Raw genomic sequence first — 23,667 nt, 5'->3', positions numbered from 1 at the left:
GCCTCCATGACGACTCCATACCAACTTTATTACTGGGACGGTCTGCAGGGCCGTGGTGAATTTGTCCGGCTGGCGCTGGAGGAAGCGGGCGTACCGTACACGGACGTGGCGCGGCAGAAGAAGGGCATGCCGGCGTTGATGGCGAGCCTGAATGGCGACAAGGTCGATCATCCGTCGTTTGCGCCGCCGGTGCTGCAGGCGGGCGAACTGCTGATGGGGCAGACGGCCAATATCCTGCAGTTCCTCGGCGCGAAGCACGGCCTGGCGCCGCGTTCGCAGGATGGGCGGTTGTGGGCCAATCAGCTGCAACTGACCATCGCCGACATCGTCGCCGAGGCGCACGATACGCACCATCCGATTTCCAGCAGCGCGTACTACGAGGATCAGAAGAAGGAAGCCAAGGCGCGCGCCAGGGATTTTCGCAAGAAGCGCATACCGAAGTTTCTGGATTATTTTGAAGGCGTCATCCAGCGCAATACGGGACGCGGCGGCTACGCGATCGGCTCTCGGCTGTCGTACGTGGACCTGTCGCTGTTCCAGCTGATCGATGGCCTGGTGTATGCGTTTCCGAAAACGATGGCCAAGCTGGCGCCATCGTATCCCGGCCTGTTCGCGTTGCACCTCAAAGTATCGCAGCGCCCGAACATCGCGGCCTACCTCGCCTCGAAGCGCCGCATCGCTAACAATGAAACCGACATCTTCCGTCGTTATCCCGAGCTGGATAAATAATCAGGCGGCGCTGGTGACTGGGTAGCCGGCGTCGGCGATGGCGGATTTCAGTGGGGCGAGTGGTGTTGCGCTGTCGATCTTGACTGACTTGCTGGCCAGGTCGATTTCGACTTTGGCGCCGGCGTCGATGGCCTGCACAGCCTTGGTCACGGCGCCCACGCAGTGGCCGCAGCTCATGTTTTCTACTTGAAGCTGATACATCGCGTACTCCTAAAACAGTTTCGATCCCTGCACTCTAATCCTTCCCGTGGTGGGAAGGTCAAGCGGATTTTTGCTGGCATGATGGTCGGAGTAGAGCTTCTGGCCACTGGCGCGACCATGCGCAGTTCCACGGCGGGCTCTGGATGCTGTAGAGATTAATCCCGCGGCGGATCGTCCAGGCGCGCCAGGTCGAGGCTGACCAGGGCCCAGATGCCGCCGGCGTAGTCGGGCTCCTGCGACAGGGTTTCCACCTCGGATGGACGGATTTCGAAGGGCTTGCCTTGTTCGACCAACTGGCCGACGTGGCCGTAGATGGCCTTGGTGGCGTTGCTCATCGCCTTGTCAACGGTCTCGCCCGTAGTCACGCAGCCAGGAATGTCCGGCACTGTGACGCCGTATTTCTTGGCGCCTATCGTTCGCTGGATCAGGATAGGGATGTCCATGATGTCCGCGTAAAATCAATAACTTGGATGTCTAGTGTCATACAGCTTTCCGCCAGTTTCAAGCACTTTCGCAGCGGTGCTTTTACCCCTCTGTTCGTGGCTTTTGAGCGATTGACATTAAGTATTGCCTAAGATAACATTCAAGTTATGCCATAAGGCATCTTAAGATTCAGTACAGAAACACCATTCACCAAGGTCCCACACCCCCGTACCTGGTTAGGCTTTACCGCTTTTCAACCAATCACCTACAGGGACCGCCATGAAATTCGTCAAACTCGCCGCACTTGCTGTCGCACTCGCCTACGGTAGCGCAGAAGCCGCCGTCATCACTTTCCAGACCGGTTACTCGAACGCCGGTGCGCAAACCACCGCCGATGCTTACCGCAGTATCGTCGACGCCGCTGTTGCCAATTCGCCCTACGGCTCGAAAGTGTTGACGAACTACGACATCGTGTCGAACCAGTCGCTGTTCGGCGCTGGCGCCACCAACATCGCTTTCAAGTCGACGATTAACTTTGGCGTCAGCACCGCCGGCACCTATTCGTTCCGCGCCGGCGTCGACTTCGGCAACGGCGGCGCCGTGTTCCTGGACGGCCAGGCGGTGGACATGAAAACCGGCGACCTGTGGTGGGCGCAGAGCTACGTCAACACCAATTCGGTACTGTCGGTCAGCGACAAGGCGCTGTCGGCTGGCAATCACACGCTGACCATCTACGGCCTGGAAGGCTGCTGCGACGGCGGCCAGCAGGTGCAGTACTCGGTCAACGGCGGCACGTTCCAGAGCTTCAGCGCCAATACGCTGCAGTTGGCGGCTGTGCCGGAGCCGGAAACCTATGCGATGCTGCTGGGTGGACTCGGGGTAGTGGGTGCAATTTCCCGTCGCCGTCGTCGCACTGCACTGTCTGCTTGAACCCCTGACGAAAGGGTCTGACCCCGTACGGGGTCAAACCCTGGCCGCAGCGGTCTGCGGGTTGTACAGGTGCCGCACGCTTTTCCACCTCCCCTAAAAAACCCAGCCCCGCCGGCATTGCTGCGGGCGGGGCTGAGAAACGAACTAAACTATTTAGCTGATTACAGGACTTCGCTGGCGTGATCCGCCAGGCGCGAGCGTTCGCCGCGCGCCAGCGTCACGTGGCCGCTGTGCGACCAGCCCTTGAAGCGGTCCACCACATAGGTCAGGCCGCTCGAACCTTCCGTCAGGTACGGCGTATCGATCTGCGCGATATTGCCCAGGCAGATGATCTTGGTGCCCGGACCCGCACGCGTCACCAGCGTCTTGACCTGCTTCGGCGTCAAGTTCTGCGCTTCGTCGATGATCAGGAACTTGTTGACGAAGGTACGGCCACGCATGAAGTTCAGCGACTTGATCTTGATGCGCGAACGGATCAGATCCTGCGTCGCCGCACGGCCCCACTCGCCACCATCCGAATCGGACTTGTTGAGCACTTCCAGGTTGTCGTCAAACGCGCCCATCCACGGCGACATTTTCTCTTCCTCGGTGCCCGGCAGGAAACCGATGTCTTCACCGACCGGCACCGTCACGCGGGTGACGATGATTTCGTTGTAGAGCTTGGTTTCCAGCACTTGCGCCAGACCGGCCGCCAGGGCCAGCAGGGTTTTACCCGTACCAGCCTGACCCAGCAGGGTGACGAAGTCGCATTCCGGATTCATCAGCAGGTTCAGCGCGAAGTTCTGCTCGCGGTTGCGCGCCGTCACGCCCCAGACGTTGTTCTTGTTGTGGCTGAAGTCGCGCAGGGTCTGCATGACGGCGGTCTTGCCGTTGATCTGCTTGACCTGGCCATAGAACGGCGCTTCGCCATTCTTCGGCTCCAGGAACACGAACTGGTTGACCAGCAGCGAGGGCACGAACGGGCCGGTGACGCGGTAGAACGTCGCGCTCTGGCCGTTCTTGTTCTCCTGCCACGACTCCAGATCCTTGCCGTGCTTGGTCCAGAAATCGTCCGGCAGCTGGACGATGCCCGAGTACAGCAGGTCGGTGTCTTCCAGCACGTGGTCGTTGAAGTAGTCCTCGGCCGGCAGGCCCAGCGCGCGCGCCTTGATGCGCATGTTGATGTCTTTCGACACCAGCACGATGGCGCGTCCGGCCTGTTCCGCTTCCAGCGAGCGCACGACGGCCAGGATCTGGTTGTCGGCCTTGCCCACCGGCAGGCCTTGCGGCAAGTCGGCGGTTTGCATGCGGGTCTGGAAGTACAGGCGGCCCTTGGCGTCCTTGTTGCCCAGCTTGGACAGCGGGATGCCGTTCTCGATGGCGTCGTCGTCGGTGTTGGAGACCAGCGCGTCCAGCGTGCGCGAGACCTGGCGTGCATTGCGCGCCACTTCCGTCATGCCTTTCTTGTGGTTGTCCAGCTCTTCCAGCGTCATCATCGGCAGGTAGACGTCGTGCTCTTCAAAGCGGAACAGCGACGATGGATCGTGCATCAGCACGTTGGTGTCCAGCACGAACATCTTGGTGGTGCCGGTCTGGTCGGCATGGCGGCTGGTGGACGACTTGATCGCCACCTCATTGGCCTTGTGCTTGGCCGGATGCGGCGCTTCATTGATGATTGGCGTGACCTTGCCGCGTGGCGAAGGCTTGCCTTTGGCTTCAACCGCGTCGGCGGCGGCTTGCAGCACCGCCGGCGCGGCTTTCAGCACGGCGGCGACGGCCTTGGATTTGACCGGCGCCGGGGTCTTGGCGACAACGGGTTTCTTTGCAGGTGGAACGGCTTTGACGGTCGCCGCTTTCTTCGGCGTAGGGGCAGGCTCGGGCGCGATATCGGCCACTGCCGCGAGGGCAGGCGCCGGGCGTGGGCCGGTGGCCTTAGGGTAATCTTTTGCCAACAGTATAGTCGCTGGCTTACTTGGTATTTTTGGCAGTGGCATCAGGATCTCAATCGAAAGATATCTGGAGGAATCCGCCCATAGGAAAACGTCCCGATGGGGTGGATGCTGGGTAAAAGGGAAAAGTAGACTGCCGACGGGCGCTCATCAGGCCCGGTGAAGGTACCGCAAGGTGGCCGGCTGGCCACCGAGGAGGGTAGAAATTACAGTGATGACTCAAAATGTTGATGTCGCTCGCTACAGGTTAAGCACACTGGAAGCGCGCATCCGAACAACGATCCTGATAACTCAGGCCTGATGCGCCACGAATTCCAGCACTTCATCGACGTGACCAGCTACCTTCACGCCTCTCCATTCTTTCACCAATTGGCCCGCAGCGTCAATCACAAACGTGCTGCGCTCAATGCCACGGACAGTCTTACCGTACATTTGCTTCATCTTCATGACACCGAACTGCTGGCAGACCTGTTCCTCGGGGTCGGAAATCAGTTCGAACGGCAGGCCGAGCTTGGCGCGGAAGCCTTCGTGCGAGCGCAGCGAATCGCGGCTGATGCCGTAGATTTCGGCGCCGGCCGCCTGGAACTGTTCGTACAGGTCGCGGAAGGCCATGTTTTCGGTGGTGCAGCCTGGGGTGTTGTCCTTGGGGTAGAAGAACAGCACGGTGTAACGCGCCGGGCGGCCAGACAGCTGGAAGGTCTGGCCGCTGGTCATCGGCGCGGAGAAATCGGTTACTACATCAGCCACAGGCGTCTCCTAGAGGTTATTCGGCGCGGGCAGGGCCTTGAATGATCAGGCGGCCCGAACGTCCCGGCAGCTCGCCCCAGGTGATGGGGCAAACCGGCAGCGGCAGGTCTTGTATCTTCTGATGGTAATCGTCCATGGACGCCAGTTGGTATCCTTGTGCTTGCCACCCTGCCAACAGCTGCTCGAATATGGGGGCGAGTTTCTGTCCTTCAAGCTCGGCGTGTAAAGTATAGACGTGGTCGCGCGTCGCGCCCTCGGTCAGCTTCAGCAGCAGCGCCGCGATATTGCCGGTGGTGATGGTCACGCCGTCGATCTCGCAGCCCAGCACTTCGTCCAGCGTCGGCAGCGTGGTCGGCATCTGGATGTGCCGCAGCACCTGGCCGCCGTCGGACAGGCGGTGCGGGCCGTCGGCCGGATTGGCCAGCGCGCCGCTGGCCGTCAGCACGCAGCGGCCATCGGAGGCGTAGGCGTAGCCGGCGGTATCGTGTTCGTGAAAGGCGGCGTTGTTCATCTGCCAGCCGGCGGCACCGTGGGTGTTCGGCGCCACGCCGAACACCTGGGTGAAGCGGGCGGCGGCCTGGCGCATCATGCCGGTGGCCCACTTGGCGCTGCTCTTGGCGACGTTGTCCTGCCACTTGACGTGGTCCCAGGTGTGGATGCCGCATTCGAAGCCGGCGTCCTGCACCGCGCGCATGTCGGCGGCGCAGTCCTTGCCGATGTCCGGGCCGGGCAGCAGCACGCCGTACATCAGCGTCTTGAGGCCGTAGTGCTCGACCACCGAGGTGCGCGAGACCTTGCTGAAGAAGCCGGGACGCAGCGCGCGGCGCAGCGCCCAGCCGGTATGGTCCGGCCCCAGCGAGAACAGGAAGGTGGCGCCGGCATGGTGCGCCTTGAGCATGCGTACCAGGTTGGGTACGCCTTCACGGGTGCCGCGATAGGTGTCGACGTCGATCTTCAACACCATCAAGGGTTTGCTGTTTGCGGTCAATGCTTAGTCCATCAAGGCTTGGGCGGCGGCGACCTGGCCACGGTAGGCGTCGAAGATTTTCTTCAGCGCGTCGGCCATGGTGGTGGTCGGTTTCCAGCCCAGTTCTTCGCAGGTGTTGGTGATTTTCGGCACGCGGTTCTGCACGTCCTGGTAGCCGGCGCCGTAGTAGGCGCCCGAGGTGGTCTCGACGATCTTGACCTGGGCCGCACCGGTGGCGTACTCAGGGTATTTGGTCGCCAGTTCCATCATCATGCCGGCCAGCTCGCGGATCGAGTAGTTGTTGGTCGGGTTGCCGATGTTGTAGATCTTGCCGGTGGCGGCGCCGTTCTTGTTCTCGATGATTTTCATCAGCGCGTCGATGCCGTCGTCGATGTCGGTGAACGCGCGTTTCTGCGCGCCGCCGTCGACCAGCGAGATGTTCTCGCCGCGGACGATGTGGCCGAAGAACTGGGTCACCACGCGCGACGAGCCTTCTTTCGGCGTGTGGATCGAATCCAGGCCGGCGCCGATCCAGTTGAACGGGCGGAACAGGGTGAAGTTCAGGCCTTCCATGCCGTAGCCCCAGATCACGCGGTCCATCAGCTGCTTGGCGTTGGAGTAGATCCAGCGCGGCTTGTTGATCGGGCCGCAGATCAGTTCCGAGTTTTCCGGATCGAACTCTTCGTCGTGGCACATGCCGTACACTTCCGAGGTCGACGGGAACACCAGGTGCTTGCCGTACTTGGCGGCCGAACGCACGATCGGCAGGTTGGCCTCGAAGTCCAGCTCGAACACGCGCAGCGGCGCCTTGACGTAGGTCGACGGCGTGGCGATGGCGACCAGCGGCAGGATCACGTCGCACTTCTTGACGTGGTACTCGACCCATTCCTTGTTGATGGTGATGTCGCCTTCGAAGAAGTGCATGCGCGACTTGTAGGACTCATTCTCCAGCAGGTCGGTGATACGGTCGGTGTTCATGTCCATGCCGTAGACGTGCCAGTCGGTGGTTTCCAGAATGCGCTTCGACAGGTGATGGCCGATGAAGCCATTGACGCCGAGGATGAGTACTTTTTTCATGTGTGTGTGTCCAGGTAATGTTTAGTGCTGCCGCCGCTTCAAGCGCGCGCGGCCAGGCGAATAGCGAGCTGCTCCGCCGTAATGGGTTCGCCATCGGCGGTTAATGCGGAAATCGTCAGCATGCGGCCATCGCCGCACACGCCAAAGATGCAATTATCTACTACTGTCAAGCCCGGTGGCAAACTGAGCGAAACAACATTGCCAAAGTTGCCATGGCCGGTGCCGGCGATGCGGGCGCGCTGGATGACGTAGCGTACACCGTCGATGTCGGTAAAGGCGCCCGGATACGGCGGCGCCACGGCGCGGTGCAGGTTGTAGACGTGCTGGGCCGGCCAGCTCCAGTCGATGCGGCCGTCCTCGGGCTTGCGGCCGCCGAAGTAGCCGCCCTTGCTGAGGTCGTTATGCAGGCGCGGCGCGGTGCCGGCCAGCAGCGACGGCAGCACGCGCCACAGCGCCTGCTCGGCCGCCACCTGCACCTTGCCGAACACTTCGTGCGCGGTGTCGTCGGGCAGGATCGGCACCTCCATCTGGGCCACGATGGCGCCGGCGTCCGGCTTGACGGTCATTTCGTGCAGCGTGGCGCCGGTGACCTCGGCGCCGTGCAGCACCGCCCAGTTGACCGGCGCGCGGCCGCGGTATTCCGGCAGCAGCGAGCCGTGCATATTGAAAGCGGGCGCCAGCTCCAGCAGTTCCGCAGGCAGCATGTGGCGGTAGTAGAAGCTGAACATCAGGTCCGGCTGGGCGGCTTTCACCTGTGCCAGCAGCTCCGGCGACTTGGCGTCGGCCGGCGTGATGTAGGGAATGCCTTCGGCCTGGCACAGCGAGATCACCGATTCGAACCAGATGTTTTCGCTGGCGCTGTCTTCATGCGTGACCACCAGAGCGACGTCGACGCCGCCGGCCAGCAGGACTTTCAGGCAGCGCACGCCCACATTGTGGTAGCCGAAGACGACGGCGCGCTGGCGCGGCTCCAGGTCACTCATGATGACGGCCCACGGTGCGCTTCTCGACGCCCGGCGGCGGCAGCGGCTGGCCGTCGTCGCGCTGTTGCAGGATGGTCTGCACCACGTAGCGCGGACGCGCGCGCACCTGCTGGAAGATGCGGCCGACATATTCGCCCAGCAAGCCGATGCCGAACAGGATGATGCCCATGAAGAAGAAGGTGATGGCAAACAGCGTGAACACGCCTTCCGCTTCCGCGCCCAGGAACAGGCGGCGCGCCACCAGCACCACCACCAGCAGCGCCGACAGCAGCGACATCAGCATGCCCATCATCGAGTAGAACTGCAGCGGCACCAGCGAGAAGCCGGTGACCAGGTCGAAGTTCAGGCGGATCAGGCTGTACAGCGAGTATTTCGATTCGCCGGCCGCGCGCTCCTCGTGTTCGACCACGATTTCGGTCGGGTTGCGGGCGAAGCGGTAGGCCAGCGCCGGCACGAAGGTGTTGACTTCCGCGCACTGGTTCATCAGGTCGACGATGTTGCGGCCGTAGGCGCGCAGCATATTGCCCTGGTCGGTGATCTTGATGTTGGTGATGCGCTCGCGCAGGCTGTTCATGGCCTTGGAGGCGTAGGTGCGCCAGGCCGAATCCTGGCGCTTGCGGCGGATCGAGCCGACGTAGTCGTAGCCTTCGCGCATCTTGGCCACCAGGTTGCCGATTTCTTCCGGCGGATTCTGCAGGTCGGCGTCCAGCGTCACCATGATGTCGCCGCGCGACGCCTCGAAGCCGGCCAGGATGGCCATGTGCTGGCCGTAGTTACCGTTGAACAGCACCACGCGGGTGACGTCCGGCCGCTGGCGGAACTGCTCGGCCAGGATCGACACCGAATTGTCGCGGCTGCCGTCGTTGACGAACACGATTTCGTAGGTGGCGCCGAGCGCGTCGAGCGCCGGATACAGGCGCGCGAACAGCGCGGCCAGGCCGGCCTGCTCGTTGTAGATCGGGATGACGACGGAGATTTCCGGTTTGTTCAGGGAGACGCTCATTTGATCAGGATCGCTTTCACGGCTGCGACCGCGCGGTCAACGTCGGCAAAGGTCATGGCGTAGAACATCGGCAAGGTCACGGTCAGGTAGCCGAGTTTTTCGGCAACCGGGAACATGCCTTCCTTGAAGCCGCGCTCGCGGTACAGGGTGAACAGGTGGATCGGCGAATAATGGTAGCCGGTGCCGATGTTGAAGCGTTCCTTCATGGCGTTCATGAAGTCGGCGCGCGTGCCCGGGCCGTGGTCCGGCAGGATGATCTGGAACAGGTGGTAGTTGCTGCTGTCGAACGCCTGCAGCGGCAGCTGGGCGCCGGACTGCGCTTCGAAGTCGGGGCCGAAGGCCTCGTAGTAGCGGCGCGCCAGCGCGCGGCGGTGCGCGGTGATCGCTTCGATATTGTCGAACTGGCCCAGGCCGATGGCGGCCATGATGTCGCTCATATTGTATTTGCCGCCGAGGACATCGACATCGATGCCGTCGACGCCGCTGCGGGTCACGCCCTGCAGGCGGTATTTCTCGGCGATTTTGGCTTCTTCCAGGTTGTTCAGCACCAGCGCGCCGCCTTCGCCGGTGGTGAGGTTTTTGTTGGCCTGGAAGCTGAACGAGACGAAGTCGCCGAACGCGCCGATGCGCTTGCCCTTCCATTCGGAACCGAAGGCCTGCGCCGCGTCTTCCACCACGCGGAGCTTGTGCTTGGCGGCGATGGCGTACAGGCGGTCCATGTCGACCGGCAGGCCGGACAGGTAGACCGGGATGATGGCCTTGGTGCGCGGCGTGATCGCGGCTTCCACCTGGTCGAGGTCGATGTTGCGGGTCACCGGGTCGATGTCGGCAAACACCGGCGTGGCGCCCACTTCAATGATGACGTTGGCGGTGGCGACCCACGAAATCGGCGTGGTGATCACTTCATCGCCGGGGCCGATGCCGGCGATGCGCAGCGCGATTTCCATCGTGCAGGTGCCGGAATTGAAGGTGCGCACCGGACGGCCGCCGAAGTATTCCGACATGCGGGCTTCGAAGGCCGCGACTTTCGGGCCGCTGGTGATCCAGCCCGAGCGCAGGACTTCGCCCACGGCGGTAATGGTGGCCTCGTCGATCGTCGGCCGGGAAAAGGGCAGGAAGGGCAGTTCAGCACTCATGAGGTGATTTACTCTCTTAATATATTTTTATCTATAAGCTATGGGCGCCATTCTAAATTGTTCGTCAGGTACGCGCCAGCCAGGCCACGCCCACCAAAATGACGAAAATGGCAAGCAGGCGCTGCACCGACAGCGCTTCGCCGAACAGATACCAGGCGCCGAAGGCGGTCACCACATAGCCCAGCGACAGCATCGGATAGGCCACCGACACGTCCACGCGCGACAGCGCGATAATCCACAGCACCACCGACAGCACGTAGCAGGTCAGCCCGCCGATAATGGGCAGCTGGGTGGCGACGCGCCAGCCGATGCTGAACAGATTGTCCAGCGTGATGTGGATTTCGCCGACGTTGCGGGCGCCCGCCTTGAGCAGCAATTGCGCCACTGCATTGAGCAGCACGCCGACAACGATGAAGCTAAAAGTTGCAATATTCATTTATGGTTTTATTCATTACAGATTGGTAATGACCAGCCGGCGGCTGTCTTCCGCCACCACGCGCATGGTCACGCCCTTGGTTTTCAGCTCGTCGTAGGCTTCGGGGCTGACGATGGCCAGCGCCTTGCGCTTCTGGGCGCTGTGCTGGTTCCAGCGCGCGATGAAGCCGTCGATGGTCGGAATGGCCAGCTCCGGCTGCTGGCTCAGGCCGAAGGTGAATTCATCCCAGTAATTGACCAGTGTAACCGTTCGGCGCAGGTAGAAGGTCATCGACTGTTCATAGGTGGCGACCGAGTAGATCGGCGTGTCCGGCTGCAGCTCGGGCAGCATCTTGACGGCCAGATCCTTGCCGGCGCGCATATTGCCATACGGTTCGAAGCCGATCAGGATCAGCTGCACCGCGGCGAAACCGGCGATCGCCATCGTCATCACGGTCAGGTCGCGGCGCAACTGGCGCGCATGCAGCATGGCCAGGGCGCCGCCGGCGGCGGCGATGATGACGGCCGCCAGCACCCACGGCTGGTAGGCTTCCAGCAGTGCGCGCTCGTCCGGATGGCGCCCCGGTCCGCCGGCCAGGTGCGGCAGCGCCACCAGCCCGGCCACGCCGACCAGCACCAGCAGGCCGGCCGCGATCATGCGGTTGCGGCGCGAGGCGTGTTCCAGGTAGCTGGCGATCAGCATCGCCAGCGCCGGGAACACCGGCAGGATGTAGCCCGGCAGCTTGGAACTGGAGTAGCTGAAGAAGAAGGTGATGAACACGGCCCAGATCACCAGCAGCAGCTTGGGCTGGAACACGCCCGGCGTGCGCTTGACGCCATCGAACAGCGCCTGCGGCAGCAGGCCCAGCCAGGGCATCACGCCCGGAATCAGCAGCAGCAGGAAGTAATACCAGGCGCCTTCGCGGTGGTGGGTCTTGAGGAAGAAGCGTTCCCAGTGTTCATGGATGAAGAAGAAGTAGGGCTGTTCCGGGTTTTTCAGCGCCACCAGCACGAACCATGGTGTGGCGATGGCGAAGAACAGCAGCAGGCCCTTGCCCAGGTGCAGGCGTTTCCAGATTGCAATGTCACGCGCCAGCGCGGTGTACAGCACCAGCACGGCGCCCGGCAGCACCAGGCCGATCAGGCCCTTGGCCAGCACCGCCAGCGCCATGCCGGCCCAGCACACCAGCATCCAGTGGCGCTGTTCCGTGGCCGTGGCCTGGTCGCGCTGGGCGATCAGCATCGCGCACAGCACGATGGTCATCATTGCCGACAGGCTCATGTCCAGCGAATCGATCTGGCCGCAGGCCACCCAGAACAGGCTGGAACCCAGCGTCAGCGCGGCATAGAAGCCGACGCGCGGGCTGAACACGCGCCTGGCTGCATAGCCGGTCAGCAGCACGCCGCCCAGGCCGCACAGGCCGGTCCACAGGCGCGCCTGCCATTCGCCGAGGCCGAACAGGCCGAAGGACAGGGCGTTCATCCAGGTTTGCAGCGGCGGTTTTTCGAAATACTTGATGCCGTTCAGGCGCGTGGTGATCCAGTCGCCGGTGGCCCACATCTCGCGCGCCATTTCGGCGTAGCGGCCTTCATCGGGCGGCACCAGCGTGCGCACGCCCAGCACGTACAGCCAGACAATGGCAAACGTGGCCAGCAGCGTCCAGACGACTTTCTTCGAGTTGTACAGATCGTTCATCAGGCGCTAGTGCCCTCGTTGGCGTCGATCACCAGGGCCAGCGTGACCTTGCGGCCTTCGCCCATCAGGATGTTGTAGGTGCGGCAGGCGGCCTGGCTGTCCATGCATTCGACGCCGATGCGGCGCATGGTCAGCGCGGCGGTCAGGCGCGGATGGATGAAGCGCTGCCTGGCGCCGGTGCCGAGGATCACCACGTCCGGATTGTCCGCGCCGATCAGGGCGAAATGCTCTGCGGAAATAGACTCGAAGGTCGGCGCATTCCAGGCGCGCGGCGGCACTTCCGGCAGCACGATCAGGCTGTAGTTGTAGCGCTCGGCGTTGATTTCCACGCCGGTTTCATCGTAGCCGGTAACGGTCTGGTATTTTTGCGTATCGCTTTGGTGGAGCTTCATGTCGGAATGGCGGATGGAATCAGGAAAATGAGCGGCAAAAGAAGCGTTATTGTAGCGTTTTCAAGGGGCGTCCGGCCTGAAAGGTTGATTAAATCGGCCCCTTTCGGCAGAATGGTTCTTTTCGCATTGCAGCAAGGGCCGCCACCGGCATTTTGGCAGGTCTCAGAAGTTTGCCTCACATAAACAGGATTTTATTTTGCGACCGATTCAAAAATCGAACAAACTGGCGGAAGTCTGCTACGAGATCCGCGGCCCGGTGCCGGAAAAAGCCCGGCAAATGGAGGAGGAAGGCCACAAGATCACCAAGCTGAACATCGGCAACCTGGCGGTGTTCGGCTTCGATCCACCGGACGAGATCGTCCAGGATATGAAGATCAACCTGTCGAACGCGGCTGGCTACACCGATTCCAAGGGCATGTTCGCGCCGCGCAAGGCGGTGATGCACTACACCCAGGGCAAGAACATCGCCGGCGTCACCATCGACGACATCTACCTGGGCAACGGCGCCTCCGAGCTGATCGTGATGTCGATGAACGCCTTGCTCAACAACGGCGACGAAGTGCTGGTGCCGGCCCCGGACTACCCGCTGTGGACGGCGGCGGTGTCGCTGTCGGGCGGCACGCCGGTGCACTATGTCTGCGACGAGCAGCAGGAGTGGTATCCGGACATCGAGGACATGCGCCGCAAGATCACCGCCAACACGCGCGCCATCGTCGTCATCAACCCCAACAATCCAACCGGCGCGCTGTACCCGGTCGAGCTGCTGCTGCAGATCATCGAGCTGGCGCGCCAGCACGACCTGATCATCTACGCCGATGAAATCTACGACAAGGTGCTGTACGACGGCGCCCAGCACATGTCGATCGCCTCGCTGGCGGACGACATCCTGTTCGTCACCTTCAACGGCCTGTCGAAGAATTACCGCGCCTGCGGCTACCGTTCCGGCTGGATGGTGGTGTCGGGCGAAAAGTCGCACGCCAAAGACTATATCGAGGGCCTCAACATGCTGGCCTCGATGCGCTTGTGCGCCAACGCTCCGGGGCAGTTTGCGATCCAGACTGCGCTCGGCGGCTACCAGTCGATCCACGACCTGGTGGGACCGGGCGGGCGCCTGTTGAAGCAACGCGATCTGGCCTACAAGCTGCTGACGGAAATACCCGGCGTCACTTGTGTCAAGCCGAAAGCGGCGCTGTACATGTTCCCGCGTCTTGATCCGAAGATCTATCCGATCGCGGATGACCAGCAGTTTGCCTACGAGCTGCTGGCCGAAACAAAAGTGCTGATCGTCCAGGGCAGCGGCTTCAACTGGATCGCGCCGGATCACTTCCGCGTCGTGTTCCTGCCGAACTCGGACGATATGGTGGAAGCCTTCGGCCGCATGGCCAAGTTCATGGAAAGCTACCGCAAGCGCCACGGCGCCAGCTTCTAAGTCAGATCTCTGGAAACACATATGAAACCAATCAAAGTAGGCTTGTTAGGCGTCGGCAATGTCGGCGGTGGCACGTTCGACGTGCTGGAACGCAATCAGGAAGAAATCCGCCGCCGCGCCGGCCGCAGCATCGAAGTCGTGGCCGTGTCGGCACGCAACCTGGAGCGCGCCAAGACGCGCACCGGCGGCAAAGTGAAGGTGGTGGCCAGCCCGTTCGACATCGTCAACGATCCGGATATCGACATCGTCGTCGAGCTGATCGGCGGCTACGACCAGGCCAAGGATCTGGTGTTGCAGGCGATCGCCAACGGCAAGCACGTGGTCACCGCCAACAAGGCGCTGCTGGCAGTGCACGGCAACGAGATCTTCGCGGCGGCGCAAGCCAAGGGCGTGATGGTGGCGTTCGAAGCGGCGGTGGCCGGCGGCATCCCGATCATCAAGGCGCTGCGCGAAGGCCTGACCGCCAACCGCATCGACTGGCTGGCCGGCATCATCAACGGCACCACCAACTTCATCCTGTCCGAAATGCGGGACAAGGGCCTGGACTTCGCCACCGTGCTGAAGCAGGCGCAGGAACTGGGCTATGCTGAAGCCGACCCGACCTTCGACATCGAAGGCGTGGACGCGGCGCACAAGGCCACCATCATGTCGGCCATCGCCTTCGGCATTCCGGTGCAGTTCGACAAGGCGCACGTGGAGGGCATCTCCAAACTCAACGCGGTCGACATCCGCTATGCCGAGCAATTGGGCTACCGCATCAAGCTGCTGGGCATCGCCAAGCGCGCCAAGGTCAACGGCGTGGAAGGCGTGGAACTGCGCGTGCATCCGACGCTGATTCCAGCCAAGCGGTTGATCGCCAACGTGGAAGGCGCGATGAACGCGGTGCTGGTGCAGGGCGACGCCGTCGGCGCCACGCTGTACTACGGCAAGGGCGCCGGTTCGGAGCCGACCGCCTCGGCCGTGATCGCCGACCTGGTCGACATCACCCGCCTCGCCACGGCCGATCCGGAACACCGCGTGCCGCACCTGGCGTTCCAGCCGAACGCGATGACCAATATCGAGATTCTGCCGATGTCGGAAATCACCACCAGCTACTACCTGCGCATGAATGTCAGCGACGAGCCGGGCGTGCTGGCCGACCTGACGCGCATCCTGGCTGATGCCGGCATCTCGATCGACGCCATGTTGCAGAAGGAACCGGCGGACGGCGAAACCCGCACCGACATCATCTTCCTGACGCACCAGACGCAGGAGAAAAACGTCACCGCCGCCATCGCCAAGATGGAAGGGCTGTCGACGGTGGGCGGCAGCGTCACCAAGATCCGCCTGGAAAACCTGAGCTAACAAAAAAAAAGCCGGTCAGCGTCTACGCACGCTGACCGGAAAAAGGGTTCTTTCTACGGTTTAAAGCTGGCTACTCAGGAATTACTTCGAAGCGACGGTCAGCTCGCTCTTCACTTCTTTCACGCCCGGCACGGCCGATGCGACCTGGATGGCCTTGGTGCCGACGTCGGTGCTGGCGACCGAGCCGCTCAGGGTCACGACGCCATCAGCGGTGGTTACGCCGATCTGCTTTTGATCTGCCAGGGAAGCCTTGATTTTGCTGGTGATGGCATCGTCATTGGTGGCGGTGCCGGCTTTGGCGGCGCCAGCCATTGCTGCATCCTGTTGGCCAGCGGCGAATGCGGTTCCGGTAGCGGCAGCAGCGGTCAGGGCGGTGGCTACCATCAGGCGGGCGATCAGTTTGTTGGTCATCATGATTTGCTTCCTTTATCGAGTTTGAGGATAAAACGTCTGGGACGTTACCCACTCCTTTGCAAACCCCGTGCCAGCTATGATTTTCTCTTATTTTTCAAAGACTTATTGATAATTTTCCATCAGGAATGATGATCTTGTATCCAGATTGCCCGGAATCTGTCGGGGAATGGCGACGCGAGCCAGTCGCCATCTGGTAAGTCATTGATTTTTAAGCGGTTCGTCCTGTCGCTCGATGGCGACATCGCCGCGGAACAGGCTTGCATCCAGATTGTGTTTCTGCAGCAGGCGGTAGAATTCCGTGCGGTTGCGCTCGGCCAGGCGGGCGGCGTCGGCCACGTTGCCATCTGCCAGCTTCAGCAGCTGGACCAGGTAGTTGCGCTCGAAGCGCAGGCGCGCCTCGGTGTAGCTGAGCACCTCCAGCGATGGCACCCGCAGCGCGCGCTGCACCAGCGACAGCGGCACCAGCGGCGCGGTGGCCAGCGCGCAGACGTGCTCGACCACGTTGTACAACTGCCGCACATTGCCCGGCCACGACGACATGGTCAGCGCCTCCAGCGCGTCCGGCGCGAAGCCGCGCACGGTCTTGTCGTACTTGGCGGCCAGCGTCTGCAGGAACTGGTTGGCCATCGGCGCCACGTCCTCGCGCCGCTGCGCCAGCGGCGGCAAGGTCAGCGTGATGACGTTGAGGCGGTAATACAGGTCTTCGCGGAACTGGCCTTCGCGCATGGCGGCGTCGAGGTCGCGGTGGGTGGCGGACAGGATGCGGACGTCGACCGGCCTGGCCACGTCCGAGCCGAGCTGGCGCACCACGCGCTCCTGCAGCACGCGCAGCAGCTTGACTTGCAGCAGCAGCGGCATATCGCCGATCTCGTCGAGGAACAGGGTGCCGCCGTCGGCCGCCTGCACCAGGCCTTCGCGGGCGCCGACCGCGCCGGTGTAGGCGCCCTTGACGTGGCCGAACAGTTCGGACTCCAGCAGCGCTTCCGGAATCGCGCCGCAGTTGATGGCGATAAAGGGCGCCTTGGCGCGGCGGCTGGCGCGGTGGATGGCCTGCGCCAGCAGTTCCTTGCCAGTGCCGCTTTCGCCGCGTATCAGCACGCTGGCGTCGGAGGCGGCCACCAGCCGCGCTTCGGCCAGCAGCTCGTCCATGCACTGGCTGCGGCTGATGATGGCCGAGCGCCAGTCCTCGTCGCTGTCGGCGGCGTGGGCGGCCGGCGCGGCCAGGCTCAGGGCCTGGGCGATGCGCTCCAGCAGCGTCTTGGCGTCGAACGGCTTGGTCAGGTAGGCGTAGGCGCCCAGCGTGGTGGCTTCCACCGCGTCGGGGATGGTGCCGTGCGCGGTCAGCAGGATCACCGGCAGCGCCGGATAGCTGCGGCGGATTTCCTGGAACAGCCACATGCCGTCGCGGTCCGGCAGGCGGATGTCGCTGATCACCAGGCGCGGCAGTTCCATCGACAGCCGCGCCAGCGCCGCCTCCGCGCTGCCGACCGCGGTGACGCGGTAGCCGTTGGCGGTCAGGCGCATCGACAGCAGGCGCAACAGGTCGTCGTCGTCATCGACCAGCAGCAGATGGGCGCCCTGGCCTTGTGTGGTAGTGGTCGTCATTTGGTCACCTGTGGGCCGGCTGCCGGACGAACCGGCAGTGTGCGTTCAATGGCTTTCAAGCCTTCCAGCATCTCGCTCAACTGGTCGATGCGGCGCTGGTTTTCCTTTTGCTGCGCGGCCAGCCGGTCGGCGTGGTCGTACAGGCGGCGGGTCTCGGCGCAATTGCTGGACAACATCTGCGCCAGCGGCCGGAACGGCGCGGCCTCGGCCTCGGGCGAGGTGGCCACGCTGTCGAGCAGGGCCTGCGCGCGCGCCAGGTCGCCGCCGCCGCGCGTCAGCATCAGCGCCATGCCCATCTGGATCGCCACGCGCGGGCTGCGCTGTTGCAGGCCGAGGCCGCTCAGTTCCTTGACCAGTTCGCCCTGGCTCATGCGCCGCAGCGACTGGTGATAGCTCAGCAGCGGGCCGACCTCGTCGGGCGGCGGCGCTGGCGGCGTGACGACTTCGACCACCGGCGGCGGCGTCGGCTCCGGCGCCGGCGTGTCGGGGATGGGCGAGTTGAGCGTGCAGGCCGTCAGCGACAGGCACAGCAGCAGGACGGCGGTGAGTTTATGGTTCATAAGGCAGTTCGATGCGGAAGTGGGCGCCCCGCGCGGAGGGCATCAGTTGTAACACGCCGCCATGCGCGGCCACGTATTCCTGGACGATGGACAGGCCGATGCCGTTGCCGCGGCGCGCGCCGGGCGGCTGGCGCTGTCCCTGGTAAAACGGTTCGAAGATGTGGGCGGCGTCGTCCGGCGCCACGCCGGGCCCCTGGTCGACGCAGTCCAGCAGCAGCTTGCCGTCCAGCTCGCCGAGGCGGAAGGAGATCAGCCCCTGCGGCGGACTGAAGCGCAGCGCATTCGACAGCAGGTTGCCGACCGCGATCGCCATCTTGTCGGCGTCGATGGCGATGCTGCGTGCCTTGCCTTCGGTGGCCACGGTCAGCCGCGCGGCCTGCCATTGCAGGCGCTGGCTGTCGATGGCCTGGGTCAGCAGGCTGTTCATGTCCACCGGCTGGCGCTGCAGGTGCTGGGCGTCGAAGGCGGCGGCGTTGTAGCGCAGCAGCGCTTCGATCTGCGACTGCAGCGCCGCCGTGTTCTGGTTGAGGATGGCGGCGATCTCGCGCTGGTTGGGCGACAGCGTGCCGGCCACGCCGTCCTCCAGCAGCGCCACGCCTTCGCGCAGCGCCGCCAGCGGCGTTTTCAGTTCGTGCGAGATGTGGCGCAGGAAGCGCGCCTTGTCCGCCTCCAGGCCGGCCAGGCGCTGGCGCAGCCAGTTCAGCTGCTGGCCCACCCGTTGCAGGTCGCTGGGGCCGCGCACGGCGATCGGCTGGTCGTAGCGGCTTTCGCCGAGGATGTCGATGGCCTGCTCGATCTGCGCCAGCGGCCGCGACAGCCACAGGCCGAAGCCGGACGCCAGCACCGCCGCCAGCAGGATGGAGGCGATCACCTGCGCCTTGAGGATGGCGCGCCGCTGGTCGAGTTCGGCCAGCAGCTCGGTGTTGCGGCGCTCCACTTCCTGTTTGACTTCCTCGGCCAGCTGTTCGTTCACCACCGGCAGCGGCGCCAGGGCTTTTTCCAGCGCCTGCTGGCGCGCGCTGTTGCGAGAGCGCGAAGGCATTTGCAGGATGTCCCAGGCCTGTTCGCCGCTCTGGCGCCAGCGCTCGAACAGCGTGGCCGGCGTGTTGGGCAGGGCGGCCGCCACCGCGTCCAGCGAGACGCGGGCGTCGCGCCAGGCGTCGGCATAGCGCTTGCGGAAGGCGGGATCGTCCAGCACCAGGTACTGGCGCGCGCTGCGCGTCATGGCGACGCTGCGTTCCGCCAGTTGCTGGGTATTTTCGGTGAGCGCCAGGGCGTGGTGTCCGCTGTCGCGGCTGTGGGCCGCGAGGCGGTCCAGCGTCCACAGCGCGTGCAGCGAAGCGGCGCTCAGCAGCACGGCAATCAGCAGAAAGACACCCAGCAACAACTGGCGAAACGAGAGTTTCGAGAGCATCAGGGCTTAAAAGTTGACCATATTAACGGAATAATAAGGTCAAACAGCCGTGATGGCCTGTTCGATTGGCGCGCGCTAGTGCGCGGCGGCGGTTTGCTTTTGCAGCTTGTGGACGGCGTCGATCACCAGCGCGCGGGCGTCGGCGCAACTGAGCTTGGCCAGCGTGGGCAGATCGCGCGTGGCGCCGATTTCTTGCGCCACCAGATAGCCGAGGTAATAGCCGCGGCGCTGCGCCAGGCCGCTGTCGTCCTTGCCGGTGGTGAACAGCGGGCCGAAGTATTTGTCATCCGGGTTGTCGAGTACCGGTTCCAGGTTGTCCCAACTGGCCTGCAGGTGGGCCTTGGTGAGGGCCAGGCTGCCTTTGGGGAAGTCCAGCAGCATTTCGCTGTCGGTGGCGTTGGGATTCATCACCTTGGAGACGTAGGTGGCCAGGCCTTCGCGCCATAGCGGCTGCCACATGCCCTGGTTGTCGCAGGCGGGCGAAACGGCGTCCTGGTAGGTGTGGAACAGCTCATGGTGGAAGAACGCGCTTTCATCGCCGTTGCCGTGCAGCTGCGCCATGACGTCGGCGCCGAAGATCAGGTAGGCATGGCCGTTGAATTCGCGCGTGCCGCCATCCATTTCGCCCAGCGAGTGGACGAACCAGGTATCGATGGTCGGGCGGAAATCGGGGAAGGTGGCGACAAAGCTGGCGCTGTGGCGCGGCAGCTGGGCGTTGAAGCTGGCCACCTTGGCCAGATAGGCCTGGCGCTGCGGCCCGAAGTTCGCCAGCGCGCGGGCGATCCGTTCATCCTGCTGCGCCTGCGTGCGCCGGCCCTGGTAACGTTCGATGCCATAGAAGGCGGGGAATCTGGACGCCACCTGTTGCTTGAAGGCGGCCACGCGCTCGGCTGGCGGCATGGCCTGGGTGGCGTCCCAGAAGGTGGCGAAGTCCTGGGCGATGCTGTGGACTTCGATCACTGGCGCTGCGGCGCCGGCACAGAAGGTGGCACAAGCCATCACGCCGGCGAGCAGCGCCCGCCTCATGCCGGGCCGACGTCCATGCCGTCGTAGGATTCCAGCTGGTGCTCGTCGGCGAACTTGTAGAACTCCTGGTTGCGGGCGTGCAGCGTGTCGACGGTGTGCTTCTCGACTTTCTCGATATGCAGCCACCACAGCGCCGGCGTGCCGGATTCCGGCTTGGAGTCGTAGATGCCGACGATCTGATAGCCCTGGGCCTTCAGCGGCACCTGCGCGGCTTCCAGCTTGGCCTTGTCGGCGTCGGCAAAAAAGTAACCCCACAGCAGCGGCTTGCTGATATCCCACGGGGCGTTTTGTTTCATGTCGTCGAACAGCGCGACCATTTCTTCTTTGGTAATCATGTTATTCCTTGTTGCGCCGGTAAAAACGGGTGCCGGCGCGTTCTATGTGAGACAGTAGTTCAATATTGTCGATGTGATCGCGGATCGACAAGTCTATTTTGTACGGCAGCAGGAGGTCGTCCAGCGCGGTATCGATCTTCAATAACGTGGGCAGCGACAGGTTGTCCCCTTCGAGGCACAGATCTATATCCGAACCGCGTCTGAAGTTTCCCTTGGCCCGCGAGCCATACAGTATAACTTGTCCGACCTCGGGGAAACTGGCAAAGACCTCGTTGATCTGTTTGACAACCTCTGGCTTCAGACCAAATTTCAGCGTTTCAGACTCCATGGGATAGCTCCCCCATTTTGGCTTCCAACGCCACAAACAATGTGAAATAGCGTTCCACGACCAAGGCGCCAATCGCGTCCGCTGTTTCCTTGTTCCATGCCAATTCATGGGTGAACTCGAATGCCTTGATCCAGCCTTGTTGTTCAAGTTCGTTTAATTCGCCCTTGTCGATGAATTTTTTTAGCTGTGCGAGTGCGCGCCGGTAATTCGACAGGCGTTGCAGCCAGCGGATATCTTGCTCGCTCATGATAAAAGCTGAGGTTGGCGTGGATAGCGCTATTTTACCGCGTTGAAGGTGATGCGGGCTTTCAGGCCGGGGCCGGGGATGGCGTCGTCGAGGGCGATGCGGGCGTTGTGCAGCGAGGCGATGTCGTGCACGATGGCCAGGCCGAGGCCGTGGCCGCCGGGATTGCGTTCCAGCGTGGCGGCGGCGCGGTAGAAGGGCGCGAACACGCGTTCGCGTTCGGCGGCGGCGATGCCGGGGCCGCTGTCCTCCACTTCCAGCGCCACGCCGTCGGCGTTTTCCAGCACGCGCAGCGTCACCGTGCCGCCGGGCGGCGTGTAGCGCAGCGCATTGTCGACCAGGTTGGCCAGCATCTCGTGCAGCAGCAGGGCCTGGCCGTGTACCACGCCATCCTGCTCGGCTTCCAGCGACAGGTCGATATGCTTGGCCACCGCCGCCATCGCCAGTTCCAGCCCGACCTGGCGCGCGATGGCGCGCAGCGCGACCGGCGCCGTTTGCTCGGCGCCCTGGTCGCGGTGTTCGATGCGGGCCAGCGTCAGCAAGCGGTTGGCGAGGTTGACGGTGGAGTCGGTGGTGGCCGCCATGCTGTGGACGATCTCGCGCAGCGCGGTCTTGCTGAGTTCCGGATCGGCGCCGGGCCGGTCGCATGCGCGCAGCGCCAGTTCGGCCTGCGTTTTGAGCACCGTCAGCGGCGTGCGCAACTGGTGCGAGGCGTCGGCGATGAAGCGCCGCTGGCTGTTGATCAGCAGGTGCATGCGCGAGCGCGAACTGTTCAGCGCCGCCACCAGCGGCCGCACTTCCTTGTGCACCAGCGCCGGGTCGACGTCGGAGGCGTCGTTCGGGCCGCGCGTCTCCACCGCGGTTTTCAGCTGCATCAGCGGCCGCAGCACGAGGCGCACGGCGAACCACACCAGCAGCGCCACCGCCGCCAGCAGCAAGGCCTGCCACGTCAGCGTGTCGAACAGGATCTGGTTGGACAGCACGCGCCGCGCCTCCAGCGTTTCGCCGACCTGGATCAGCGCGATGCCGCGCATCGAATCGTCGTACACCGGCTGCAGCAGCGCGGCGATGCGCACCGGCTGGCCGTTGTAGTTGGCGTGATAGAAGCGCACCAGCGCCGGATAGGCCTCCGAGCGCGGCACGTTGACCGGCACCGGCGGCAGGTCGGCGTAGCCGGACACGGTTTCGCCGGCGATGCCGGTGACCTTGTAGTAGATGCGGCCCAGCGTATCGGTCTCGAAACTGTCGAGCGCCACGTAGGGCACGTCGGCCACCACCTTGCCGTCCACCACCGACACCCGTTCCGCCAGCGCGCGCGTGGAGGCCAGCAGCGAGCGGTCGTAGGCGGTATCGGCGGCGTCCAGCGCGTTGCGGTAGACCGAGACGGTGTTCAGCGCCACCAGCACCAGCAAGGGCCCCAGCAGCCAGCGCAGCAGCTGGCCACGCAGGCTGCCCAGCATGTCGGATGGCGCGGCCATGCGCGTCAGGCCGGGGCGCCGACGGCGGCGCGCGGCTGCAGCAGGTAGCCGATGCCGCGCAGCGTGGTGATGACGGCGGCATCCGGGCCGGCGATGTCGAGCTTCTTGCGCACGCGGTGGATGTACAGGTCGATGGCGTCGATGCCGGCGTCGTCGCCGAGCGAGAACACTTCGTCGAACAGCTTTTCCTTGGACACAGCGCGGCCGGTGCGCGTGATCAGCGTTTCCAGCACCGCGTGTTCGCGCGGCGTCAGCGCCAGCGGATTGCCAGCGTAGCTGAACATGCGGGTGACGGTGTCGAAACTGAGCGCGCCGCAGTTGTGCACCAGCGCCTCGTTGCCGACGCTGCGGCGCAGCAGCGCCTTGACGCGCGCCTCCAGTTCCGCCAGTTCGAACGGCTTGGCCAGGTAGTCGTCGGCGCCCAGGTTCAGGCCCTGCACGCGGTCTTCCAGGCCGCCGCGCGCGGTCAGGATCAGCACCGGCGTCTTGGCGCGCGCGCCGCCGCGTGCGCGCAGGCGCTTGAGCACGTCCAGGCCGTCCATGCGCGGCAAGGTCAGGTCGAGGATGACCAGCGCGTAGTCCTGCGTGTGCAGCAGGGCGTCGGCGTCGGCGCCGTTGTCGGCGCACTCCACCGCCAGATGCGTGTCGCGCAGCGCCTTGGCCAGCCAGTGCTGCAACTCGGTGTGGTCTTCAACTAACAATATGCGCATAAGGTCTTGCCAGTTCGCTTAAATAAGTGCAGGGTGAGGCCAGCATCATGGCGCGCCGGCGCATAAAAGTGAAGTGTCTCCGGCGATTGTGGTGACCAGGAGACATTGAAAGGCAATTGAAAGATTGACCCTCCTATAGTGGAACCCTGATTGC

At 63.6% G+C, this 23,667-nt stretch carries 26 protein-coding genes; 4 read left to right on the top strand and 22 right to left on the bottom strand.

What is annotated here, in order from left to right; all coding sequences use genetic code 11:
• The first annotated feature begins 6 nt into the window (after positions 1-6).
• Positions 7-729 (top strand): glutathione S-transferase, encoded by a 723-nt coding sequence (locus GJ698_RS26330; protein WP_154360835.1) that lies wholly within the window; start codon positions 7-9, stop codon positions 727-729.
• Here GJ698_RS26330 and GJ698_RS26325 read toward each other — a convergent pair whose 3' ends face one another.
• Positions 730-930 (bottom strand): heavy-metal-associated domain-containing protein, encoded by a 201-nt coding sequence (locus tag GJ698_RS26325; protein ID WP_154360834.1) that lies wholly within the window; start codon positions 928-930, stop codon positions 730-732. It abuts the gene before it with no gap.
• Between the two features lie 155 nt (positions 931-1,085).
• On the bottom strand, positions 1,086-1,373 hold the full coding sequence (locus GJ698_RS26320) for a type II toxin-antitoxin system HicB family antitoxin (RefSeq protein ID WP_154360833.1): 288 nt from the start codon (positions 1,371-1,373) through the stop codon (positions 1,086-1,088).
• 259 nt (positions 1,374-1,632) lie between these two features.
• On the opposite strand from GJ698_RS26320, the gene GJ698_RS26315 reads away from it, so the two are divergent.
• Positions 1,633-2,283 carry a CCXG family PEP-CTERM protein gene (locus GJ698_RS26315; RefSeq protein WP_154360832.1) on the top strand — a complete coding sequence of 217 codons (651 nt, stop codon included), beginning with the start codon at positions 1,633-1,635 and terminating at the stop codon, positions 2,281-2,283.
• 161 nt (positions 2,284-2,444) lie between these two features.
• On the opposite strand, the gene GJ698_RS26310 is transcribed toward GJ698_RS26315, so the two are convergent.
• From GJ698_RS26310 to GJ698_RS26265, 10 genes are all read right to left on the bottom strand, one after another.
• Positions 2,445-4,256, bottom strand: coding sequence for a PhoH family protein (locus tag GJ698_RS26310; RefSeq protein ID WP_154360831.1), 1,812 nt, complete (start codon positions 4,254-4,256; stop codon positions 2,445-2,447).
• A 246-nt stretch (positions 4,257-4,502) separates the two neighbouring features.
• On the bottom strand, positions 4,503-4,958 hold the full coding sequence (locus GJ698_RS26305; RefSeq protein WP_371865441.1) for a peroxiredoxin: 456 nt from the start codon (positions 4,956-4,958) through the stop codon (positions 4,503-4,505).
• Positions 4,959-4,974: 16 nt separating this feature from the next.
• Positions 4,975-5,922, bottom strand: coding sequence for a polysaccharide deacetylase family protein (locus GJ698_RS26300; RefSeq protein ID WP_154360830.1), 948 nt, complete (start codon positions 5,920-5,922; stop codon positions 4,975-4,977).
• Between the two features lie 27 nt (positions 5,923-5,949).
• Positions 5,950-7,002 carry a bifunctional UDP-4-keto-pentose/UDP-xylose synthase gene (locus GJ698_RS26295; protein ID WP_154360829.1) on the bottom strand — a complete coding sequence of 351 codons (1,053 nt, stop codon included), beginning with the start codon at positions 7,000-7,002 and terminating at the stop codon, positions 5,950-5,952.
• A gap of 38 nt (positions 7,003-7,040) precedes the next feature.
• The gene (locus GJ698_RS26290) at positions 7,041-7,985 is read right to left on the bottom strand and encodes a formyltransferase (protein ID WP_154360828.1); all 945 of its coding nucleotides are present in this window, start codon (positions 7,983-7,985) and stop codon (positions 7,041-7,043) included.
• A complete protein-coding gene (locus tag GJ698_RS26285; protein WP_154360827.1) occupies positions 7,978-8,988 on the bottom strand; it encodes a glycosyltransferase in 1,011 nt (336 codons plus the stop codon). The genes GJ698_RS26290 and GJ698_RS26285 overlap by 8 nt, the downstream gene beginning before the upstream one ends.
• Entirely contained in the window at positions 8,985-10,124 is a 1,140-nt protein-coding gene (locus GJ698_RS26280) for a DegT/DnrJ/EryC1/StrS family aminotransferase (protein ID WP_154360826.1), read from the bottom strand. The genes GJ698_RS26285 and GJ698_RS26280 overlap by 4 nt, the downstream gene beginning before the upstream one ends.
• 64 nt (positions 10,125-10,188) lie before the next feature.
• Positions 10,189-10,560: an SMR family transporter gene (locus tag GJ698_RS26275; protein ID WP_154360825.1), complete on the bottom strand. Its 372-nt coding sequence runs from the start codon at positions 10,558-10,560 to the stop codon at positions 10,189-10,191.
• A 15-nt stretch (positions 10,561-10,575) separates the two neighbouring features.
• Entirely contained in the window at positions 10,576-12,234 is a 1,659-nt protein-coding gene (locus GJ698_RS26270; protein WP_154360824.1) for a glycosyltransferase family 39 protein, read from the bottom strand.
• Positions 12,234-12,626: an Mth938-like domain-containing protein gene (locus GJ698_RS26265; RefSeq protein WP_154360823.1), complete on the bottom strand. Its 393-nt coding sequence runs from the start codon at positions 12,624-12,626 to the stop codon at positions 12,234-12,236. Before GJ698_RS26265 ends, GJ698_RS26270 begins: the two co-directional genes overlap by 1 nt.
• A 196-nt stretch (positions 12,627-12,822) precedes the next feature.
• Here GJ698_RS26265 and GJ698_RS26260 point away from each other — a divergent pair, with 196 nt between their 5' ends.
• Together GJ698_RS26260 and GJ698_RS26255 are read left to right on the top strand one after the other, a co-directional pair.
• Positions 12,823-14,055 carry a pyridoxal phosphate-dependent aminotransferase gene (locus GJ698_RS26260; protein WP_154360822.1) on the top strand — a complete coding sequence of 411 codons (1,233 nt, stop codon included), beginning with the start codon at positions 12,823-12,825 and terminating at the stop codon, positions 14,053-14,055.
• A gap of 21 nt (positions 14,056-14,076) precedes the next feature.
• Positions 14,077-15,399 carry a homoserine dehydrogenase gene (locus GJ698_RS26255; RefSeq protein ID WP_154360821.1) on the top strand — a complete coding sequence of 441 codons (1,323 nt, stop codon included), beginning with the start codon at positions 14,077-14,079 and terminating at the stop codon, positions 15,397-15,399.
• Between the two features lie 81 nt (positions 15,400-15,480).
• Here GJ698_RS26255 and GJ698_RS26250 read toward each other — a convergent pair whose 3' ends face one another.
• The 10 genes from GJ698_RS26250 to GJ698_RS26205 all read right to left on the bottom strand — a co-directional run bounded on the left by GJ698_RS26250 (position 15,481) and on the right by GJ698_RS26205 (position 23,513).
• The gene (locus GJ698_RS26250; protein WP_154360820.1) at positions 15,481-15,813 is read right to left on the bottom strand and encodes a BON domain-containing protein; all 333 of its coding nucleotides are present in this window, start codon (positions 15,811-15,813) and stop codon (positions 15,481-15,483) included.
• A gap of 198 nt (positions 15,814-16,011) precedes the next feature.
• Entirely contained in the window at positions 16,012-17,418 is a 1,407-nt protein-coding gene (locus GJ698_RS26245; RefSeq protein WP_154360819.1) for a sigma 54-interacting transcriptional regulator, read from the bottom strand.
• Complete coding sequence (locus tag GJ698_RS26240; RefSeq protein ID WP_154360818.1) at positions 17,415-17,978, bottom strand: hypothetical protein; 564 nt, start codon at positions 17,976-17,978, stop codon at positions 17,415-17,417. The genes GJ698_RS26245 and GJ698_RS26240 overlap by 4 nt, the downstream gene beginning before the upstream one ends.
• Complete coding sequence (locus GJ698_RS26235; RefSeq protein WP_154360817.1) at positions 17,968-19,392, bottom strand: sensor histidine kinase; 1,425 nt, start codon at positions 19,390-19,392, stop codon at positions 17,968-17,970. The genes GJ698_RS26240 and GJ698_RS26235 overlap by 11 nt, the downstream gene beginning before the upstream one ends.
• A 75-nt stretch (positions 19,393-19,467) precedes the next feature.
• Positions 19,468-20,418: a hypothetical protein gene (locus GJ698_RS26230; RefSeq protein WP_154360816.1), complete on the bottom strand. Its 951-nt coding sequence runs from the start codon at positions 20,416-20,418 to the stop codon at positions 19,468-19,470.
• Positions 20,415-20,753, bottom strand: a complete 339-nt coding sequence (locus GJ698_RS26225) for a ribonuclease E inhibitor RraB (RefSeq protein ID WP_154360815.1) — start codon at positions 20,751-20,753, stop codon at positions 20,415-20,417. The genes GJ698_RS26230 and GJ698_RS26225 overlap by 4 nt, the downstream gene beginning before the upstream one ends.
• 1 nt (position 20,754) lies before the next feature.
• A complete protein-coding gene (locus GJ698_RS26220) occupies positions 20,755-21,081 on the bottom strand; it encodes a nucleotidyltransferase domain-containing protein (protein ID WP_154360814.1) in 327 nt (108 codons plus the stop codon).
• On the bottom strand, positions 21,071-21,328 hold the full coding sequence (locus GJ698_RS26215) for a nucleotidyltransferase substrate binding protein (protein WP_154360813.1): 258 nt from the start codon (positions 21,326-21,328) through the stop codon (positions 21,071-21,073). Before GJ698_RS26215 ends, GJ698_RS26220 begins: the two co-directional genes overlap by 11 nt.
• Before the next feature lie 29 nt (positions 21,329-21,357).
• Positions 21,358-22,803: a sensor histidine kinase gene (locus GJ698_RS26210; RefSeq protein ID WP_154360812.1), complete on the bottom strand. Its 1,446-nt coding sequence runs from the start codon at positions 22,801-22,803 to the stop codon at positions 21,358-21,360.
• A 5-nt stretch (positions 22,804-22,808) separates the two neighbouring features.
• Positions 22,809-23,513, bottom strand: coding sequence for a response regulator (locus GJ698_RS26205; RefSeq protein WP_154360811.1), 705 nt, complete (start codon positions 23,511-23,513; stop codon positions 22,809-22,811).
• Positions 23,514-23,667 lie beyond the last annotated feature (154 nt).

This window comes from Duganella aquatilis (assembly GCF_009674565.1).
GTDB lineage: Bacteria > Pseudomonadota > Gammaproteobacteria > Burkholderiales > Burkholderiaceae_D > Rugamonas > Rugamonas aquatilis.
Note: the sequence above shows the minus strand (reverse complement) of the source record. Positions and strands in the feature narration are given on the sequence as shown.

What these genes read in the sequence shown, in the direction of transcription:
- GJ698_RS26300 (WP_154360830.1), bottom strand. Translation starts at nt 5,922, where the DNA reads ATGGTGTTGAAGATCGACGTCGACACCTATCGCGGCACCCGTGAAGGC.
- GJ698_RS26295 (WP_154360829.1), bottom strand. Translation starts at nt 7,002, where the DNA reads ATGAAAAAAGTACTCATCCTCGGCGTCAATGGCTTCATCGGCCATCAC.
- GJ698_RS26270 (WP_154360824.1), bottom strand. Translation starts at nt 12,234, where the DNA reads ATGAACGATCTGTACAACTCGAAGAAAGTCGTCTGGACGCTGCTGGCC.
- GJ698_RS26325 (WP_154360834.1), bottom strand. Translation starts at nt 930, where the DNA reads ATGTATCAGCTTCAAGTAGAAAACATGAGCTGCGGCCACTGCGTGGGC.
- GJ698_RS26225 (WP_154360815.1), bottom strand. Translation starts at nt 20,753, where the DNA reads ATGATTACCAAAGAAGAAATGGTCGCGCTGTTCGACGACATGAAACAA.
- GJ698_RS26220 (WP_154360814.1), bottom strand. Translation starts at nt 21,081, where the DNA reads ATGGAGTCTGAAACGCTGAAATTTGGTCTGAAGCCAGAGGTTGTCAAA.
- GJ698_RS26315 (WP_154360832.1), top strand. Translation starts at nt 1,633, where the DNA reads ATGAAATTCGTCAAACTCGCCGCACTTGCTGTCGCACTCGCCTACGGT.
- GJ698_RS26280 (WP_154360826.1), bottom strand. Translation starts at nt 10,124, where the DNA reads ATGAGTGCTGAACTGCCCTTCCTGCCCTTTTCCCGGCCGACGATCGAC.
- GJ698_RS26205 (WP_154360811.1), bottom strand. Translation starts at nt 23,513, where the DNA reads ATGCGCATATTGTTAGTTGAAGACCACACCGAGTTGCAGCACTGGCTG.
- GJ698_RS26240 (WP_154360818.1), bottom strand. Translation starts at nt 17,978, where the DNA reads ATGAACCATAAACTCACCGCCGTCCTGCTGCTGTGCCTGTCGCTGACG.
- GJ698_RS26275 (WP_154360825.1), bottom strand. Translation starts at nt 10,560, where the DNA reads ATGAATATTGCAACTTTTAGCTTCATCGTTGTCGGCGTGCTGCTCAAT.
- GJ698_RS26245 (WP_154360819.1), bottom strand. Translation starts at nt 17,418, where the DNA reads ATGACGACCACTACCACACAAGGCCAGGGCGCCCATCTGCTGCTGGTC.
- GJ698_RS26215 (WP_154360813.1), bottom strand. Translation starts at nt 21,328, where the DNA reads ATGAGCGAGCAAGATATCCGCTGGCTGCAACGCCTGTCGAATTACCGG.
- GJ698_RS26250 (WP_154360820.1), bottom strand. Translation starts at nt 15,813, where the DNA reads ATGATGACCAACAAACTGATCGCCCGCCTGATGGTAGCCACCGCCCTG.
- GJ698_RS26320 (WP_154360833.1), bottom strand. Translation starts at nt 1,373, where the DNA reads ATGGACATCCCTATCCTGATCCAGCGAACGATAGGCGCCAAGAAATAC.
- GJ698_RS26230 (WP_154360816.1), bottom strand. Translation starts at nt 20,418, where the DNA reads ATGAGGCGGGCGCTGCTCGCCGGCGTGATGGCTTGTGCCACCTTCTGT.
- GJ698_RS26265 (WP_154360823.1), bottom strand. Translation starts at nt 12,626, where the DNA reads ATGAAGCTCCACCAAAGCGATACGCAAAAATACCAGACCGTTACCGGC.
- GJ698_RS26285 (WP_154360827.1), bottom strand. Translation starts at nt 8,988, where the DNA reads ATGAGCGTCTCCCTGAACAAACCGGAAATCTCCGTCGTCATCCCGATC.
- GJ698_RS26210 (WP_154360812.1), bottom strand. Translation starts at nt 22,803, where the DNA reads ATGGCCGCGCCATCCGACATGCTGGGCAGCCTGCGTGGCCAGCTGCTG.
- GJ698_RS26290 (WP_154360828.1), bottom strand. Translation starts at nt 7,985, where the DNA reads ATGAGTGACCTGGAGCCGCGCCAGCGCGCCGTCGTCTTCGGCTACCAC.
- GJ698_RS26310 (WP_154360831.1), bottom strand. Translation starts at nt 4,256, where the DNA reads ATGCCACTGCCAAAAATACCAAGTAAGCCAGCGACTATACTGTTGGCA.
- GJ698_RS26255 (WP_154360821.1), top strand. Translation starts at nt 14,077, where the DNA reads ATGAAACCAATCAAAGTAGGCTTGTTAGGCGTCGGCAATGTCGGCGGT.
- GJ698_RS26330 (WP_154360835.1), top strand. Translation starts at nt 7, where the DNA reads ATGACGACTCCATACCAACTTTATTACTGGGACGGTCTGCAGGGCCGT.
- GJ698_RS26235 (WP_154360817.1), bottom strand. Translation starts at nt 19,392, where the DNA reads ATGCTCTCGAAACTCTCGTTTCGCCAGTTGTTGCTGGGTGTCTTTCTG.